We start from the raw sequence: 18,194 nt of genomic DNA, 5'->3' as shown, positions 1-18,194 counted from the left end.
GGTAGTATAGGGGACATTAAACTATTAAGCATGATTCGTTGATATGTTAATCGAAGTACATGCCAATAAAATCACGAATAGATGCACCGGGAGCGATGTATTTTGTCCGGAAAATTTCTACTCATTTTCATCTTCTTTCATTTTTTTATACCAGGGTTCTTTGCCATAGAGTTTGTCCATACAGTCCGGACAAAGGCCATGGCTGAACAATGCATCAGAATGATTCTCAATATAAGTTTCTATCTGGTTCCAATAACCTTTATCATCACGTATTTTTTTGCATTGGGCACAGATCGGCAAAAGCCCATTAAGAGTTTTGATGTTTTCAAGAGCTTCCTGGAGTTCATTGATTAGTTTTTTACGATCGTTTTCCATTTTTTTCTTTTTTGTTATATTTGACATTAATGTTGCAAATTGTCCCTCTTGAGGACTGTATGCCACCACATCATAATAGCTGTCGATTTCTTTAACATAAGTTTCAAAATGAACAGGTTCCCCGGTAAGGGCAACTTTTCCGTAAGTATCAAACCAGTATGATTCTGTTTGAGGGAGTGCTTCAAGCACTGTATTACCTATAAGTTTATTAGCCTCAATTCCTGTGATCTTTTCAAAAGCTTTATTGGCTTCCAGAAATCTACAGTTGTATGGCTTACCGTCTTCATCATATATTATTTCATGCAAAGCAAATCCAACTGTCATCTTTTCTATCAATGTGCGGTAGCGCTTTTCACTATCTTTTAATGCTTTTTCAACTTGCTTTCGCTCTGTGATATCTTCGGAAATACCTTCTATGAATTGAATCGCACCATTACTGTCCCTGATTATATGAGGAGTATCCAATATTGTGCGTTGTGTGCCATCAGGATGAAGAAAAGACAATTCAATACCCTTAACTTCCTGTCCGGAAAGCAAATCAGCAAACTTCTTCCTGCCAAGCTCATACTCTTCCGGATTCCAGTTAATTATATTGTCAAAAACATTTTTTCCAATAGCTTTTTCAGGAGAAATTCCGAATATCGATTTTATTCCGGGACTCGCATACATCAAAGTTCCGTCCAGCGTAAAACTATAAATCATAAATTGGCTGCTTAACTCTTCTACCAGTCTCTGATATTTATCCTTAGAGCTTTGCAGAGCCTCTTCCGCCAGTTTGCGTTTATTGATTTCTTCTTCCGCTTCTTTAATCTTTTGTTCAAGTTGTTCATTAAGCTGTTTTAAATCTTTGGTTCGTTGTTCTACAAGGTTCTCCAGATGATCGCGATCCTTGCGTAATTTCGAAGACATTTCGTTAAATGAACTAACAAGATCAAAAAACTCTTGACCTTCCGGATATTCAATATGCTCTCCCAAATGTTCGGGGTTGCTGACTATTTTAACAGATTTTTCCCTTATATAATTAAGGGGTGCAAATATGAAACTTTTGGTCAGATAGGTTATTGAGCCGAAAAGAGCTGCCAATATTAAGAGCAATATTGCTGAAAGATGAAATGAAAGTTTGTTGATCTGGGCAAATACATCTTCAACAGGTATTCGAATGGAGATGGCGGAAACGACTTCATCAACAGAACGATTAAAACTTCTGGAAGCCCCGTATTGTTTCACCATATCGATTGGCGCTGTATCCGGATTGCTGTGGCATCTCAAGCAGCTTTCTTCCATTACCTCGCCACGCTTAAGTACAACCAGAAATCTTTTATTCTCAAATTCCCGTATTGTCTTTGATTCCTTGATGTCCGGATTATTATTGAGTATTTTTATGAAAGATTTTTCAAATGCATCTGCTTCATTTTCAGGGCTTCTTGCATTAATAGCACATTCTTTGTAGTAATATTTTCTATCGGTTATTGATTTGAAATATTTATCTATTTCACGGACTGCATATGTTGATGACATCCAGATCGGATCAAAATAATCCGTCATTTTCATTGGACCAAGTTTTTTAAAAAGGACCGGTTTCAGTTGGTGTGAAAAGTAAGTGTGGATTGAAAGGTTCCGGTTAAGTGTTATCATTGCTTCTTCTTTGGCACTATTAACAGCATATTTTTTCATTTGCCAGTTTGTAATGGCAATCAATGCAACAGCAGAACAAAAAACCAGAAAAGCAATTGATAAAAACAAACGAGTGTTGATTTTATAAGGAGTTTTCATGTCTGATTCCCCTTGTTTTCTAATTACTATATTGGTTGAAATAGCTTGTAAAAGTTGTGGCCTCCGAAAATGATTATTTGAGAATCATGTTTTTACTTTTTACCTGATGATATGCAACTCATATTTTATAGCAGATTTATTATAAACAGAAAGCCGGCAGGATGCAAGCAATTGACTTATAACATTGTTTTTTTGATAATCCAAAAAATATTTGAAATGACCAATGCCTGTTGAAAATTCTATAATACGAGTCAAAGCAAACATTAAAACCATATACCACGTCCTACGGGCGTGAAATATAAGCGGCGTATAAAGATTTGTTTCTGGTTGACCTCTTGTTGTCATTTTGCTAACAGCTGGAACCCAACGGCTAACGGGTCAGTTTAAGCAATAGCCTATATAACAGATCCAGGACATAATAAAATGGGGTATTTCCTTGGAACCTTGATTTTATCATTTGGAATGCCCCGTTTAATACGATGGCAGTTAAACACTGCTCGAAGAGCAAAAGGATAAACATATGTTTCAACAAATCAAAAACAGGGGGTGGATTGTCACGTTTAGCGGAACTTGCATCAACCTTGCCCTTGGCATTTTATATACATGGAGTATCTTTAAGGGTAGCATAGAAAAATCTATTAAAGCAGGCGGGGAAGGCGCCTTTAACTGGGATCTTGCCTCTTTAAACGATCCCTATGCAATCTGCTGCCTTGTCTTTTCCTTTGCCATGATTTTGGCCGGAAAATGCCAGGACAGATTTGGCCCCAGAATTACGGCTTTCATAGGTGGCGTCCTGGTGGGCATTGGCTTTATTTGGATTTCAACAACCACGAGTTATGCAGTATGGATCATCGGCTTTGGGATTTTGGCAGGCACCGGCATTGGCTTTGGTTATTCAGCCGCCACACCGCCGGCGCTGAAATGGTTTCCTCCTTCTAAAACCGGATTGATTGCAGGACTCGTTGTCTCAGGATTTGGTTTGGCATCTGTCTATATTGCACCCCTTTCACAATATCTGCTTGGCATTTGGGGATTGCAGGAGGCCATGCTGTTTTTTGGAATCGCATTTTTAATCGTTGTGTGTTTTTTTTCTATGATGCTGATCAACCCACCCGCAGGATATAAACCGATGGTCATCGATACCAAAGGCGGTGCTCACCCGGAAAATGCAGTAAAAGATTCGACCGCAAGCGAAATGCTCAAAACCGGCACCTTTTACAGGCTTTGGTTTATATTTTTTATTGGATCTGGTGCCGGACTCATGGTAATTGGCAGTGTTGCCGGTATGGCTAAACAAAGCATGGGGGAACTGGCTTTCCTGGCGGTGGCCATAATGGCTATCGGCAACGCAGGAGGAAGAATTATCGCAGGGATCTTATCCGACAAAATTGGCCGACGCGCCACCCTGACAATCATGTTGACTTTCCAAGCCGTACTTATGTTTATCGCCATTCCCATTGTAGGTTCCAGCAGTGCAAAGCCTTTGTTGTTAGTTGTTCTGGCCACTTTTATCGGTTTCAATTATGGAACCAATCTTTCTCTTTTCCCCTCGCTAACAAAGGATCATTGGGGACTGAAGAACTTTGGTACCAATTACGGGATCGTATTCAGCGCATGGGGTGTAGGCGGATTTGTATTGGGAAGGGTATCCCAAATGCTTCATGCCTATAGCGGCGCTTATACATCATCTTTGGCTATTGCCGGTGTCATGCTTATTTGCGGAGTTCTTTTAACCTTCACATTAAAAGATAAAGAAAAGACAACTTAGGGAGTAAACCTTTAATCTCTTTGTACCGGAAAAAGTGTCGGGAATTTTTCCAGTCATGGATTATTTTAAAGATCTTTGCCCTGTAATGCGGTGATAGGTGATGAGGGCTTTCTGTAAAATATTATAAGTATTTTAAATTGGTTGTTAACGCTCCTTAAAACGATTATGCATTAAATACAATATTGTATGGTTTTTGCTTTCAATTTTTATTTTGTTTGATTAATATAGCACGCCTATGGAAAACATGGTTACCGGATAATAAAAAACATATGATTACGCGGACGCTTAGCGTAGCGCGATAGATAAAAAGAGGTATCAAATTGGAAAAAAACGCTAAAATGTTCTGGACAGGTTTATCACCTGATGAGGCAAGGGAAGCTCTTGTCAATAAAGACAAGTCTATGAGAGACAAACGGATGACGCTGAAAGAGGCGGTGTCCGAATTCGTTAAGGCTGGAGACAATGTCGGTATCGGCGGTTTTGTTAATGTCCGTCAGCCCATTGCTATTGTTCACGAAATTATTCGTCAGGGTTTCAAAGATCTTATACTTTCTTTCCATTCGGCAGGCATGGCTCCTGAGCTTCTTGCCGGCGCAATGATGGTAAGGCCCGACCATTGTTCCATCAAACGGATCGAACTGGCGTACTGGGGCCATGAGGGCTTTGGCCTTTCCCAGGCCTGGCGTTATCTCGCAGAGCGTGGCATGATAGAGTTTGAAGACTGGAGCAATTACAATATGTCGGCCCGGTTCAAGGCCGGAGCCATGGGTTTACCTTTTATTCCGACCCGCGGACCGCTGGGTGGTGACATCCGCAACACCAGTCGTACCAAGGTCATTGACTGTCCCTTTACCGGACGTCCTATTGCTTTGCTTCCGGCCAGCAATCCTAATGTAGCTCTCATCCATGTACAGGCAGCCGACATGTATGGCAACTGCATTATCCGTGGAACAGACGCCACTTGTGCGGAAATCGCCATGGCTTCAGCTCATACCATTGTCACCTGCGAACAGCTTGTATCTCATGAGCTGCTTGTCACCAACCCCAAGGATATCATGATTCCTTTTCCGGCCATTGACGCGGTTGTCAAGGTGCCTTTCGGCGCTTATCCGGGAGCATGTCGACGTCATTATTATTTTAATAGCGACCACATCCTTGAATTTCTCGGTCTCATAGCTCCTATATGCAAGGGCGGATCATCTGACGCATTGAAAGCCTGGTATGATGAGTTTATCTTTGGTGTTGAAAGCTTTGAGGATTACATTGATAAATTCCAGACCAAAAAGCTGTTTGCCGATCAGGCAGCAGAGTCCTACAACTGCGAGCGATTGGCCTGATTACCGGATACGGTTATTTCTATTGCATCCAAACCTTACGGAATTAATAAATAAGGAGTTATCATGACAGTTTCAACAGATTACACCGCCCAGGAAATTATTGTTGTGGCGGGAGCAAAAATTCTGGAAAATAATAAAATAGTATTTGTCGGGACCGGCCTGCCAATGGTCGCTACTCTGCTGGCAATCCACACACATGCACCTGGCCTGATCCCGGTATTCGAGGCCGGAGCCGTTGGGCCTCCCCTTAAGCACGGTCTGCCCACTTCTGTTGGCGACTCAAAAACCTTCACCGGAGCATCTTACCTTAAAGGCTTAAACAGCGCCTTTGAGTTGACCCAGCGCGGTTTTGCCGATTTCGGCTTTATCGGCGGCGCTGAAGTTGATATGTACGGCAACCTTAACTCCACCATGATGGGTGATTACCCTGAAGGATACCTGAAACCTAAAGTACGGCTTCCGGGCAGCGGCGGTGCCAGTGACATGGCCGCTTCCTGCGAGAGAACCATCCTCATCGTTCCCCATGACAAAAAAAAGTTCAATGAGAAGCTGTCGTACATGACCAGCCCCGGCTATCTTGATGGCAGTCCCAATGCACGATATAAAGCAGGTATGCAGGGCAAAGGTCCGTACCGTCTCATCACCACCAAAGGTATCTTCGATTTCGAAGAAAAAAGCAAAAGAATGCGTCTTATCAGTATATTTCCCGGCGAAACAGTGGAAAGCATTCAGGCAGCAACCGGTTTTGAACTGCTGGTAGCCGATAATGTCGACCAGTTTGCTGCACCTACAGCGGAAGAAGTACGGATGATCCGTGAGGAAGTCGATCCACTCGGAATTTTTGTAAAACGCGCTGCTTAATAAGGCAGTAAACAATGCGGGCAGTGTCATAGTTATTGCAAAGGCAGTGATTCTTTCACTGCCTTTGCAATAAACAGTTTAGTTATTCAATAATCCTGCCGATTTTAAAAAATCATTTGCCACCTTAGACGGGCTTTGTCCTTTCCCGTCTGCCGCATAATTAAGCCGCTGCATGGTAGTGTCATCAATCTTGTTATATAAAAGTAAAAGAGTCTCTTTAAGTTCGGGATATTTTTTTAATGTTTCCATTCTTACTACAGGGACAGCATTGTATGGAGGAAAGAAGATTTTATCATCCTGTAACGGTTTAAGTTTATACGCTTCGATTCGACCGTCTGTGGTAAATGCGCAAATTACATCAACTTTCTTGTTATGTATGGCCTCATACATTAAAGACGGATCAAGATCACGTATGATTTTAAATGATAGATTATAGGTTTTTTTTATTCCCGGATACCCGTCCGGTCTTTCTGCAAACTCGGATGTAAAGCCTGCATCAAGATTATGCGCAACTCCTGCAAGATCCGATATCTTTTGCCAACCGTTTTTCTTTGCATCATCCGATCGGACGGTAATAGCATATGTATTGTTAAAGCCGAAAGGTTTAAGCCATATCAGATCAAACTGCTTCATATACTTTTCAGATACAAATTTTAATGCATCATCGGGATTTGATATTACCGGGGCATTGAGTACTGCAGTTAATGCCGTTCCCGTGTATTCGGCATAAAGATCTATTCCTCCGTTTACAAGCGCTCCATGACAAATCATGGAGCCGCCCAGGTTAAACCGGCGATCCACAGTAATATCCGTTTTTGCTTCGATAAGCTGCGTCATTATTTCGCCTAAGATAATCTGTTCGGTATAATTTTTTGTTCCGATACGAATTATTTTATCTGCACCCGGATGTGACGATTCATTATATATGGCCGAAAAAGAAGATATGAATGTGGGCAAAACGCCTGCAAGAACTATTACAAAAGGAATTGCAAAGACTACCGGCCTGATAATTGCCTTGAATGACCATTTTTTATCTCTTTTTCTTTCAGGCTTTAATGCCCATTCCAAACCTCCAATTGAAAAATCCACAATCAGCGCCAGGATAGCAGCAGGAACAGCACCAAGAAGAATCAGCTTTGTATCGGAAAGTGCAAGGCCGCGATTGATAAACTGGCCAAGACCTCCAGCACCGATAAAAGCTGAAAGAGTGGCAATGCCTACACCAACAACCGCAGAAGTTCTGATCCCGGCTACAATAACAGGAACTGCAAGTGGAAAACGAACCAGTTTTAACTCCTGGTATGCAGTCATACCAATACCTTTTGCAGCTTCTATCAGGTTTGGTGGTACACCATCGAGCCCTGTAAGCGTATTTCTTACAATCGGCAAAAGGGCATAAACTGTTAAAGCAATAAGTGCGGGCGCAGCTCCTATTTTATTTAAGATTGCAAGAAGAAATACAAGCATGGCAAGACTTGGTATTGTTTGAAGTATACCTATAATGCCCATTACAGGAGTACGAAGAAATCCATATCGGAAAATATATGTTCCTAAAGGCACACCTATTAAGATAGCAAAAAAAGTAGACAAGCCAGTAAGCATAAGGTGTTCACCGGTGCGCAACAACAGCTCAGGCATTCTGCCGGACAGATAAGAGTATATAAGCCCAAGTTCTGTCATGATAAATCCTTTATATCGGCAAGCTGTCTGGCAGGCTTTGCGAATAGATCATGAACAAATTGGGTTGCAGGAGACCCAAGTATTTCTTTCTTTGCGCCGATCTGTTCCAGATGTCCTTTGTGAAGAACCGCTATACGGTCTCCAAGCAATAATGCTTCAAAGATATCGTGTGTAACAAAAACAATCGTTTTTTTAAGATGATTTTTTAAATTCATCAACTCTTGTTGAAGTGATTCACGGGTAATAGCATCAAGCGCACCAAAGGGTTCGTCCATTAGCAGATAATCAGGATTTGCAGCTAAAGCGCGGGCAACACCCACCCTTTGTTGTTGTCCTCCGCTAAGTTCTTCAGGAAACCTTTGTGCATATTCTTTTGCTGGTAAACCTACAAGTGTAAGAAGTTCAATTGTCCGATTTTGTCTTTTTTCGGCAGACCAGCCAAGAAAGCGGGGTACAAGTTCAATATTTTGCTCTATTGTCATATGAGGAAAAAGCCCGACACCCTGAAATACATATCCTATGCTGCGACGCAGACTTACAGGGTTTATGCCGTTGATATCCTGACCGTTTACCTTAATTATCCCGGAAGATGATTCGATCAAACGATTTATCATTTTAAGAGTTGTGGTTTTGCCGCAACCTGAAGAACCTAAAAGAACAAGAGTTTCGCCCTCATCAACCTGAAGTGTCAGTTCCCTGACCGCATAAGTGAGGCCACTGTCAAATGTTTTTGATACATTTAAAAGTTCAATCATAGACGATTACTTAACTAAATTATTTTTATGAGGTTAGAAAATGTTGGCCGACAATACCTGAAAACAAATAATATACTTTCTTAGCACAATAAATCGATTTCGGCAATTAAGGGTAAGAATCCCAAGGTAACCGCATTTAAATTTTTCATGCACTCTGTTTTTATTAATATCCTTTGCCTTTTGCTATGTTGCTTGCCTTCTTGCTAAGCAAAAACAGAAAGGAAACTGCCTGTTACATTCAGTTCTTTGCTAATTACCGGGTTTGTGATATAGCCGCAGCAATCCATTTTTTGGAATAAGTTCTTTGCATAAAAAACCAATATCGTTTGTTTGTGTCAAAATTAAAATTATCTATTGAATTATGGAGTAAATTATTATCATGAACAAGACTCACACGTTTCTAAAATTATTATTAACATTAGTAATCATTTTCTTTTTTGCAGGTATTGGTTATGCCGCAGAGTTAGAACATGTTGTAGATGTGCAAAAATACAATCGTGCAATCCATATAATGGCAATGCTATTAGCAGGTTTTGGTTTTCTAATGGTGTTCGTAAAAAAATATGGACGTTCTGCTGTAACAGCTACATATCTTTTGGTGAGCATTGCGCTTCCTCTTTATATACTTAAAGACAATTTAGGCATTCTGGGTGGATCGGGTTCGGAAATAGACAGTCTGATCCTTGCGGAATTTGCTGCAGCCAGCCTTCTTATTTGTGCAGGAGCTCCTCTCGGCAGGCTTAAAATGAGTCAGTACATTTTGCTCGGTCTTCTTTTTATACCCTGCTATGCCTTTAATGAATGGGTTCTCCTTGATAATGGTTTGGGGCTGATTTCTTCAGGAACATTTGTTGATACCGGAGGATCTATTGTTATTCATGCCTTCGGTGCAATCTTCGGACTGGGGGTGATAATGACCATGACCTCAAAAAATGAAATTGACTTACCTATTGAATCAGACTCAACAAGCGATAGGTTTTCCTTGCTTGGTAGTATGATCCTTTGGTTATTCTGGCCAAGTTTTTGTGCAGCTCTTGTGCCTCCTGAACTTGTGCCCCACACTGCAATCAATGTAATATTAGCCCTTTCAGGTGCTACAATTGCCACTTATTTTGCTTCGATTTCCATACGGGGCAAAGTCTCAGCCGCAGATATTGCCAATGCTGCTTTGGCAGGCGGTGTAGCTATTGGTTCAACCTGTGATTTAGCCAGTTTCCCAGCTGCTTTTATAGTAGGTATACTAGCGGGTGCCCTATCAACATTTGGTTTTGCAGTACTACAGAAAAAAATCGAAAACTTACTTAAAGGCATTGATACCTGTGGTGTCATGAACTTACACGGTATGCCCGGACTTCTTGGTGGCATAGCAGCTATTTTTGTTGTCAATGGTATAAACAAAGGCAGTCAGATAACAGGCATTGGTATTACTATTCTTGTAGCAATTGTTACAGGTTTTATTGCAGGAAAAATTATTGCGATTCTTGGAAGAAGAATAAAACCATACGATGATATTGAAGAATTCGAGCTGTAGTTACAATTTATGAGTATCAATAAAAAGACTAACGAACCACTTTCAAAACGTTTCAGTTTGGTCAAGCTCAAGGCGGGAGATAAATTTCAACCACAGGAATACATTTAGTATTTCGTGTTATCGTATGGGTACCTTTAACTGAAGAGTATTTCGCTATTTAAAGCGCTTCGAGAACATTATATATAGATCTTTCACCTTCCATGCCTTTTATAATTAACCCCTCAATCAATTCAAACTTAAATAAATCTTTAACGGCTTTATATGTTTCATGGCAGATAAGAATTTGATCTTCTTTGGCAATCTGTTCAAGATGCGCAGCAAAATTTACTGCTTGCCCAAGTGCAGTATATTCTTTCCTGATGGATGATCCAAATATTCCTACCATAGTTTCTCCGGTACTGATTCCAAATCCAACAGGTATTCTTAAATTTTTATTTTTTATTTCATGATTTATTTCAGCGACTTTTTCCCGCATCTTAATTGCACAGGAAACAGCTCTGAAAGGGTCATCTTCGCGAACTATCGGCGCTCCGAATATTCCCATAATGCTGTCTCCTATATGTTTATCAAGTGTGCCGTTGAATTCGAAAATGATATTATCAAGAGGATGAAAATAATGCAGATTTAAGAGATCAGCTAACTCAAGAGTACTTATTCTTTTAGATATTCCGGAGAAATCACGAATATCGGTAAAAAGAACGGATATTTTCTGATTTTTAGGAGTTAAGCTGTTGCCGTACTTCTGAAGCTCTTCAAGGATCTGGAATGGAACAAATTGTTTTAATCTTTTTTTGACATGGAATTCTTTAATTTTTAGTTTGATAATATTATTGTCAAAAGGTTTTGTTAAAAATCCGTCTATATCTGAATTGACACTTTCAATAGCTCGCTCAAGAGTTGCATATCCGGTTAAAATAATTCTTATAATTTCCGGGTTAATTCTGCCGATTTGCTGGAGAGTTTCCAGACCGTCTAATCCGGGCATTTTAAAATCAGAGATTACCGTTTCTATTTCATTGATGTGCTTTTTTACAATATCTATAGCCTCGGCCCCGCTTTCAGCTAAAAAAACTTCATAACCATCCTTTTTCAGGACTTTTTTCAAAGCGATCCTTATGCCTTCTTCATCATCAACGACCATAATGTTATTCATCATTTTTTTCTCCTCTGGCCGGAAGCGCTACTAAAAAGGTTGTGCCCTTATCTTTATTGCTGCTCACAGTGATAAGGCCCCCATGTTTTTTTATAATTTCATGAGATATATATAATCCTAAGCCTGATCCTTTACCGACTTCTTTTGTTGTATAAAATGGCTTGAATATATCTTTGATATCTTCGCTTGGGATTCCTTCTCCCGTATCACGGCACTCTATTTCAATACAATTTGTATTGTTATTATATCTTGTAGTTAAATATATAAATCCTTTGTTGTCCGGCAATGCCTGTAAAGCATTTTGTATTATATTGATAAACACCTGCCCAAGATTTGCAAAATTACCGTTAATTTCCTGCAAATTATTTTCAAAATCTTTTACAATTGTTATATCGGAAGAACTATACTGATTGTGAAGTATTCTTAATGTATCTTCAAGTATTTTATTAAGATTCACATTTTCGGCATATGTTTGTGTCTGGCGGGACAGTCCCAAAACGCTTTTAACTATTGTTTCGGCCCTGTTTAATTCCTTTAGTGAAAATTCAAGATCAGCCAGTATTTCATAATCAATTTCTCTTTTTTCTTCCTGTTCATTTATCAATTCGATATCGCTTTGAATAAAGCTTGCGGTACTGGAGAGGGGATTGTTTAATTCATGTGCAATTCCTGCCACAAGTTGCCCGATTGCAGCAAGGCTCTCAGACTGTATTAACTGCTGTTGTGTTTTTTCTTTGTCATCAAGAGCTGCTTTGCGGGAATTGATCAATGTCTGGGTAAAAATCCCATATATAATGACAAAAGTTACGATAAGAGTGCGTGGGAATAAAAGGCCGGATGCCAGAGAATCAATAACCCAGTAAATTGCTACCATTGCAAATGCGATTAAAATCAATCCGTTTTTTTCTATTTGCGGGGCTATGGTTCTTTTAACATTCATTGTATTTACCTGCAATTAGATTAATAATTACTTTTAAGGTAAAGAACTAAGGATGGCGCCAAAGGTATACTTTAAATTTCCAATGCTGTTGTATAAACCTTGCAAACTATCCTGTTGACAATATACTATACTTACAAAATAAAAATACCATCTGTTTTTGTTTTTGTCAACTAATCTAATTGTCCGATTATACAGCAAAGAATCTCTGATATATAAGGATAAGCAGCCAGTATAGCAATAAATTTAATATGAGCCAGTTTCAAAACGCCCCATTTTGGCCGATCTTAAGCGTTGGGCTCAAATTTCGCACGAAGTGAAGCATTAGCGCTATCCTCGAAATACTAAATGTATTCCTGTGGTTACATTAAACTATAGACTTTGGTGCGATATAATTTTTAAGCAAAGCTTTTTTTTCTTTGTCCTTCAGATATCTCCATGTGCCTTCCTTCAGATTGCCCAGTTTTATATCTGAGATTCTTATCCTTTTTAACTTCAAAACCTTGTTTCCTACTTTTACTACCATGCGGCGTATTTGTCTGTTACGGCCTTCTTTAAGTGTGATATTAAAATGCTCAGGAGAAATTCTGCTTATTTCGGCAGGTCTTGTTTTGCTTCCCATAAGAAAAAGCCCTTCTTTCATTTTATCAAGGGCCTTGTCGGTAATCGGCCATTTGACGGTAACTTCATACTCTTTTTCGTGATCAAAAGAAGGGTGCGAAAGAATATTATGCAAACTGCCATCATTGGTTAAAAGAAGAAGTCCGCTTGAATCCTTATCCAGACGGCCTACAGGGTAAATGCGCTGGGGAATATCAACAAGATCTAAAACAATTTTATTATTTTCCCGTCTGCATGTTGTAACATATCCTTTTGGTTTATTAAGAGCTATATATATTAAATCATCTTTTGATTCTATCTTGTTTCCTTCTACCTCAACCACATCATGTTCAGGATCTATTTTTGTTCCAAGCGCAGTTATTGCAACACCGTTAACTTTCACAAGGCCGGATAGAATAAGCTGTTCACCCTTTCTTCTCGAACAGAACCCTGCGGCAGATAAGTATTTTTGAAGTCTCATATTAAAGTCAAATGGCATCGGCTAAAGCCGATTGCCTTAGGGTTCAAGGATTCAAGGGGCCAAGGGGTCAAGTGTTTATTGTCTCCTGTATTCTTCTGCAGTAAACTTTCTCCAATCAATTGATTCTTTAAATTATTTTCCATCACTCGAACCCTCGAATCCTTGACTCCCTGAACCCTTTTGTATCAATGATATTGAATTGAAGTATTCGCCTGAAGGCGTGAGTTTTTTTATCAGCTCCAGAGTTGAACGGCAAAAATCACGACCTGTAATCGGCATTTATCTTGACATAATCAATCGAAAAATCACATGTTAAAATCGAAGCATTTGCGTTTCCCGATTTCAAATCAAGCACTATGGTAAATTCAGACTTTTTTAAAACCTTTGTTGCTTTTGCTTCTGCATCAATTCCGCAGCCAGAGCCGTTTTTTACCATTAGCACATTATCAAAATAAATATCCACAGATTCAGGTTTAATTTCTACTCCGGCTCTTCCGGCTGCAGCCAGAATTCTTCCCCAATTTGCATCTTCTCCGAATAAAGCCGTTTTAACAAGGTTTGAATTTGCTATAACGCCTGCAATTTTTCTGGCATCACTCTCACTTGCAGCTCCGTTAACTGTTATATCTACCAGTTTTGTTGCACCTTCACCGTCTTTTACAACCATTTTGGCAAGCTTGATCATAACTTCATCAAGCAGTTTTTGAAAATATTCTTTTCCGGGAAGGCTATCTGTATCTATGCCTGACATTCCGTTTGCCATGATAAGAACCGTATCGTTTGTACTTGTGTCGCCGTCAATAGTTATCCTGTTAAAAGATTTGTTGGTAGAAGATATTAGTGCTTCTTTAAGAAAATCTGATTCTGCTTTGATATCAGTAATAATAAAGCATAGCATTGTGGCCATATCAGGGCAAATCATCCCGGCACCTTTTGCAACACCGGTTATGTAAAAATTGCACCCTCCGACTTCACCTTTTACTGATGCTATCTTTGGAACAGTGTCTGTGGTCATTATTGCCTGGGCAAAATCATTTATGCCGTCAGCGGAAAGTGATTTTACAAGATTTGGAACAGCGCTTTTCATTTTATCAAGCTCAAGTGGCTTTCCTATAACACCGGTTGAGGCTACAAGCACCATTTCCTCGTTAATATTAAGACCGGATGCTGCAAATCCGGCTTCGGACAAAGCATCCTCCATGCCTTTATCTCCGGTGCAGCAATTGGCGCTTCCGCTGTTTGCAATAATTGCCTGGCAAAGACCGGTTTTAATTCTTTGCCTGTCAAGAATTACCGGGGCAGCCTGGACTTTATTTTTGGTAAATACTCCGGCAACATTTGCAGGAACTTCGGAATATATCAGGCCGAGATCTTTGTGTCCGTTTTTTTTAAGACCGGAGATTACTCCGGAAGCTGTAAATCCTTTACAAGTTGTATTTTCCATATGTTTAAATCCCGTTACGTTTGTATTATTAGCACAATAAAAACCAGTTATAATTACAATATATTTGTCAGAAGTGTGACACATTGTCAATCTGAGTATAGTAACAATTGATGGGATTGCAATAATTTATAAATCGGCTTTTTTTTTTAAAAAACGATGCTGAAATCTTTTTTTACTGTTCTTTGAAACAGTTACATTTTAATTGCAATAATACCATATATTGAATAAAATAGTTGACAAGCGACTATATATTGTGTACTAAGACAAATCATCTAAATAAAATATTAATTAGATAAACCCTTATACCTATTATCATAAAAATCATAACTTCTATAAAGCTGTATTAAAAATGTTTTTTTTAAAGCTATTTAAAAACTGACCTTATCCTTTGTTTTATATTAATTCACTTAACTATTATATATATATTTTGTATTTTCTTTTTTTCTTGGAAGCGGGCGGGTATTTTTTGTCTCTTTTTGTAGGCAGAAACAATTTTCTTTAAATCGACAAAACTAAGAGAGGTGGTGCAAGTGTTTGAAACAATCAGAAAACGAGACAACAGAATTGTTGATTTTGATTCATCTAAAATTACGGTTGCATTGGTTAAATCAGGAAAAGCAACCGGTGAATTCGAAGAAAGAGATGCAAGAAAACTTACACTTAGAGTTCTAACGCTTGCCCATGAAATCCGCCTCGGGCCAATTCCGGATGTTGAAGAAATACAAGATATTGTTGAACGTGTGCTCCTGGATTCTACGTTCTACAAAACGGCAAAAGCCTATATTATTTACAGGGAGCAGCATGCACAGATACGAAGTATTGCAACCAATGCCAATATTGATCTTGTGGAGCATTACATCCAAAAGCTTGATTGGAAAATCAAGGAAAACAGCAATATGTGTTATTCTTTGCAGGGACTGAATAATTACATATCATCTGATGTAACCTCAGAATACTGGCTTAACAAGATTTATCCTCCTGAAATAAGAGATGCTCATAAAAAAGGCGACCTACATATACACGATCTAAGCCTTTTGTCGGTTTACTGTGTGGGATGGGATTTAAAAGATATTCTTGTAAAAGGATTCAGGGGTGTGGAGGGAAAAGTGGAAAGTGCTCCACCCAACCACTTACGATCCGCACTTGGGCAAGTTGTCAATTTTTTCTATACACTTCAGGGTGAAGCAGCCGGCGCCCAGGCTATTTCAAATTTCGATACTCTTCTTGCTCCTTTTATACGATTTGACGGACTTAAATACAATGAAGTAAAGCAGGCAATGCAGGAATTTGTGTTTAACATAAATATTCCTACACGAGTCGGCTTTCAGACGCCTTTTACCAATATTACATTGGACCTTTTTGTTCCATCAATATTAAAAGATCATCCTGTAATAGTAGGAGGGAAAGAGCGCGAGGAAACATATTCCGATTTTCAGCCTGAAATGGATATGCTAAACAGGGCTTTTGCCGAAGTAATGATGGAAGGGGATGCAAAAGGAAGGGTATTCACATTTCCGATTCCAACTTATAGTATTACTGCCGATTTTGACTGGAACAATCCAAACCTTGATACGGTTTGGAAAATGACCGGCAAATACGGAATACCCTATTTTTCAAATTTTGTTAATTCCGATCTTTCTCCTGAAGACACAAGATCTATGTGTTGCAGGTTGCGCCTTGACAACAGAGAGCTATTAAAAAGAGGCGGCGGCCTGTTCGGCGCAAGCCCGCTTACCGGCTCTATAGGAGTTGTTACAATAAATCTTCCGCGAATAGGCTATATTGCTGAAACTGAAGATGAATTTTTCGGGCATCTTAAAGAAAAAATCAATGTTGGAACACAAAGCCTTTCTATAAAAAGAAAGATCCTGGAAAAGTTTACAGAAAACAATCTCTATCCTTACTCAAAATTCTATCTAAGAGATGTTAAAAACGGAACAGGTCTTTACTGGAAAAATCACTTTTCTACAATCGGAATAATCGGCATGAACGAAGCCTGCCTTAATTTTATAGGGGTAGATATAGCAAGTAAAAAAGGCCTGGAATTTTCTTTAAGGGTTATGGATTTTATACGCAATATGCTTTCTGAAGCACAGGAAGAAACAGGAGATCTTTACAATCTTGAAGCTACTCCGGCAGAAGGTACATCGTATCGTTTGTGCATGAAAGACAAGCATGATATGCCCGATATCATATGTGCCAATGAAGAGGATTATAAAAACGGGGCAGCACCGTTTTATACAAATTCAACACAACTACCTGTCAATTATACGGACGATATATATGAAACATTACAATTGCAGGATAGCCTTCAGTCTAAATATACCGGTGGCACAGTACTGCATCTGTTTTTAGGAGAACTTATATCAGATATTACAATAATAAAAGGACTTATCAGAAAAATATCAACCAATTTTCATCTTCCCTATTTTACCCTTACTCCAACATTTAGCGTGTGTCCTTCACACGGGTATCTGAATGGAGAACAGGAACAATGCCCGACCTGTGATGCCCAAACGGAAGTCTATTCAAGGGTTGTAGGATATTTGCGACCGGTAAAGCAATGGAACAACGGGAAGCAGGCTGAATATAAAATGAGAAAAATCTATGTACTGCCATCTGATGATGAAGAAGATAAGCATTTTGTAAGTTTGGAATCAAAAACTGATGATAACGACCTCGATAGTTGCTATGAGGAACCTATTCTCAGGTCACAGGTCTCAATATAATTACAAACAGTTGATTTTAAAAACGGATTTTTGTCATGAAAATAGGCGGCATTCAAAAAAATTCATTAATCGATTATCCTGAAAAAATAAGCTGTGTTCTTTTTTCTTCGGGTTGTAATTTTGCTTGTCCTTATTGCCATAATCCGCAACTCGCAAATAACAAACCAACTGCTTGCTTAAAAGAAACGGAAATCTTTGATTTTTTGGAAAGCCACAAGAATTTCTTAGACGGTGTTGTTATTTCGGGCGGAGAGCCTACCCTGCACAGTGATATTAATTTTATCTGTAAAAAGATTAAGGCAATGGGTTACTGTGTTAAACTTGATACAAACGGAAGTAATCCTGAGGTTATAAAAAGCCTGATAGATGAAGAGCTTATAGATTATATTGCAATGGATATAAAAACGGACCCTTCCAGGTATTCTTATTTTACTGCGTCCGGTTTTGACTATGCAAAAATATTATCCAGTATTCAAATCATAATGGATTCAAAAATTAAATATGAATTCAGGACTACATCGGTTAGGCCGTTTGTTGATGTATCTGTTATCGAAAAAATATCTCATTTAATTTCAGGTGCAAACCGGTATGTACTTCAGCATTTTCATAACAATAATGTGCTTATGCCGGAGTTTTTCAACACCAAAGAGTGTGAATTGACTGAAGAAGAGTTTTTTAAGATGGAATTGGCGGCAAAACCTTTTGTTAATGAGTGTATTATAAGATAAATATAAATTTTTGGTTCCAAAGAAAAAAAGCCCCTTCTTCAT

Annotated in this window: 13 protein-coding genes; 6 read left to right on the top strand and 7 right to left on the bottom strand. The window is 39.0% G+C overall.

The annotated features are described in order from the left end of the window. Positions 1-117: 117 nt before the first annotated feature. The gene (locus KKC46_13530) at positions 118-2,148 is read right to left on the bottom strand and encodes a DUF3365 domain-containing protein (GenBank protein ID MBU1054829.1); all 2,031 of its coding nucleotides are present in this window, start codon (positions 2,146-2,148) and stop codon (positions 118-120) included. 520 nt (positions 2,149-2,668) lie between these two features. Between KKC46_13530 and KKC46_13525 the strand changes: the two genes are divergently transcribed. The 3 genes from KKC46_13525 to KKC46_13515 all read left to right on the top strand — a co-directional run bounded on the left by KKC46_13525 (position 2,669) and on the right by KKC46_13515 (position 6,114). Further along, complete coding sequence (locus KKC46_13525) at positions 2,669-3,916, top strand: OFA family MFS transporter (protein MBU1054828.1); 1,248 nt, start codon at positions 2,669-2,671, stop codon at positions 3,914-3,916. A gap of 320 nt (positions 3,917-4,236) precedes the next feature. Beyond that, positions 4,237-5,253 carry a CoA transferase subunit A gene (locus KKC46_13520; protein ID MBU1054827.1) on the top strand — a complete coding sequence of 339 codons (1,017 nt, stop codon included), beginning with the start codon at positions 4,237-4,239 and terminating at the stop codon, positions 5,251-5,253. A 63-nt stretch (positions 5,254-5,316) separates the two neighbouring features. Continuing rightward, complete coding sequence (locus KKC46_13515) at positions 5,317-6,114, top strand: glutaconate CoA-transferase (protein ID MBU1054826.1); 798 nt, start codon at positions 5,317-5,319, stop codon at positions 6,112-6,114. A gap of 78 nt (positions 6,115-6,192) precedes the next feature. On the opposite strand, the gene KKC46_13510 is transcribed toward KKC46_13515, so the two are convergent. Beyond that, on the bottom strand, positions 6,193-7,794 hold the full coding sequence (locus KKC46_13510; protein MBU1054825.1) for an ABC transporter permease subunit: 1,602 nt from the start codon (positions 7,792-7,794) through the stop codon (positions 6,193-6,195). After that, a complete protein-coding gene (locus tag KKC46_13505) occupies positions 7,791-8,549 on the bottom strand; it encodes an ATP-binding cassette domain-containing protein (protein ID MBU1054824.1) in 759 nt (252 codons plus the stop codon). Before KKC46_13505 ends, KKC46_13510 begins: the two co-directional genes overlap by 4 nt. Before the next feature lie 379 nt (positions 8,550-8,928). On the opposite strand from KKC46_13505, the gene KKC46_13500 reads away from it, so the two are divergent. Further along, positions 8,929-10,080: an ammonium transporter gene (locus KKC46_13500; protein ID MBU1054823.1), complete on the top strand. Its 1,152-nt coding sequence runs from the start codon at positions 8,929-8,931 to the stop codon at positions 10,078-10,080. A gap of 157 nt (positions 10,081-10,237) precedes the next feature. Here the strand turns inward: KKC46_13500 and KKC46_13495 are convergent, their stop codons facing one another. The 4 genes from KKC46_13495 to argJ form a co-directional block, all read right to left on the bottom strand. Then, positions 10,238-11,236: a response regulator gene (locus KKC46_13495; protein ID MBU1054822.1), complete on the bottom strand. Its 999-nt coding sequence runs from the start codon at positions 11,234-11,236 to the stop codon at positions 10,238-10,240. Beyond that, positions 11,226-12,173, bottom strand: a complete 948-nt coding sequence (locus KKC46_13490; GenBank protein ID MBU1054821.1) for a GHKL domain-containing protein — start codon at positions 12,171-12,173, stop codon at positions 11,226-11,228. The genes KKC46_13495 and KKC46_13490 overlap by 11 nt, the downstream gene beginning before the upstream one ends. A 364-nt stretch (positions 12,174-12,537) precedes the next feature. Continuing rightward, positions 12,538-13,251 carry an rRNA pseudouridine synthase gene (locus tag KKC46_13485; protein MBU1054820.1) on the bottom strand — a complete coding sequence of 238 codons (714 nt, stop codon included), beginning with the start codon at positions 13,249-13,251 and terminating at the stop codon, positions 12,538-12,540. A gap of 259 nt (positions 13,252-13,510) precedes the next feature. Next, a complete protein-coding gene (gene argJ / locus KKC46_13480; protein ID MBU1054819.1) occupies positions 13,511-14,695 on the bottom strand; it encodes a bifunctional glutamate N-acetyltransferase/amino-acid acetyltransferase ArgJ in 1,185 nt (394 codons plus the stop codon). 530 nt (positions 14,696-15,225) lie between these two features. Here argJ and KKC46_13475 point away from each other — a divergent pair. Together KKC46_13475 and KKC46_13470 are read left to right on the top strand one after the other, a co-directional pair. Next, complete coding sequence (locus KKC46_13475; protein MBU1054818.1) at positions 15,226-17,424, top strand: ribonucleoside triphosphate reductase; 2,199 nt, start codon at positions 15,226-15,228, stop codon at positions 17,422-17,424. Between the two features lie 35 nt (positions 17,425-17,459). Beyond that, positions 17,460-18,152: an anaerobic ribonucleoside-triphosphate reductase activating protein gene (locus KKC46_13470; GenBank protein ID MBU1054817.1), complete on the top strand. Its 693-nt coding sequence runs from the start codon at positions 17,460-17,462 to the stop codon at positions 18,150-18,152. The last annotated feature ends 42 nt before the right edge of the window (positions 18,153-18,194 follow it).

Source organism: Pseudomonadota bacterium, assembly GCA_018817425.1.
Classification (GTDB): domain Bacteria; phylum Desulfobacterota; class Desulfobacteria; order Desulfobacterales; family RPRI01; genus RPRI01.
The sequence above is the reverse complement of the archived record's forward strand: the minus strand, read 5'-3'. Positions and strand labels throughout refer to the sequence as shown.

Bases quoted from the DNA above. Each gene is read 5' to 3' on its own strand.
- KKC46_13530 (MBU1054829.1), bottom strand. From the start codon at position 2,148: ATGAAAACTCCTTATAAAATCAACACTCGTTTGTTTTTATCAATTGCT.
- KKC46_13525 (MBU1054828.1), top strand. From the start codon at position 2,669: ATGTTTCAACAAATCAAAAACAGGGGGTGGATTGTCACGTTTAGCGGA.
- KKC46_13515 (MBU1054826.1), top strand. From the start codon at position 5,317: ATGACAGTTTCAACAGATTACACCGCCCAGGAAATTATTGTTGTGGCG.
- KKC46_13510 (MBU1054825.1), bottom strand. From the start codon at position 7,794: ATGACAGAACTTGGGCTTATATACTCTTATCTGTCCGGCAGAATGCCT.
- KKC46_13505 (MBU1054824.1), bottom strand. From the start codon at position 8,549: ATGATTGAACTTTTAAATGTATCAAAAACATTTGACAGTGGCCTCACT.
- KKC46_13500 (MBU1054823.1), top strand. From the start codon at position 8,929: ATGAACAAGACTCACACGTTTCTAAAATTATTATTAACATTAGTAATC.
- KKC46_13495 (MBU1054822.1), bottom strand. From the start codon at position 11,236: ATGATGAATAACATTATGGTCGTTGATGATGAAGAAGGCATAAGGATC.
- KKC46_13490 (MBU1054821.1), bottom strand. From the start codon at position 12,173: ATGAATGTTAAAAGAACCATAGCCCCGCAAATAGAAAAAAACGGATTG.
- KKC46_13485 (MBU1054820.1), bottom strand. From the start codon at position 13,251: ATGAGACTTCAAAAATACTTATCTGCCGCAGGGTTCTGTTCGAGAAGA.
- argJ (MBU1054819.1), bottom strand. From the start codon at position 14,695: ATGGAAAATACAACTTGTAAAGGATTTACAGCTTCCGGAGTAATCTCC.
- KKC46_13470 (MBU1054817.1), top strand. From the start codon at position 17,460: ATGAAAATAGGCGGCATTCAAAAAAATTCATTAATCGATTATCCTGAA.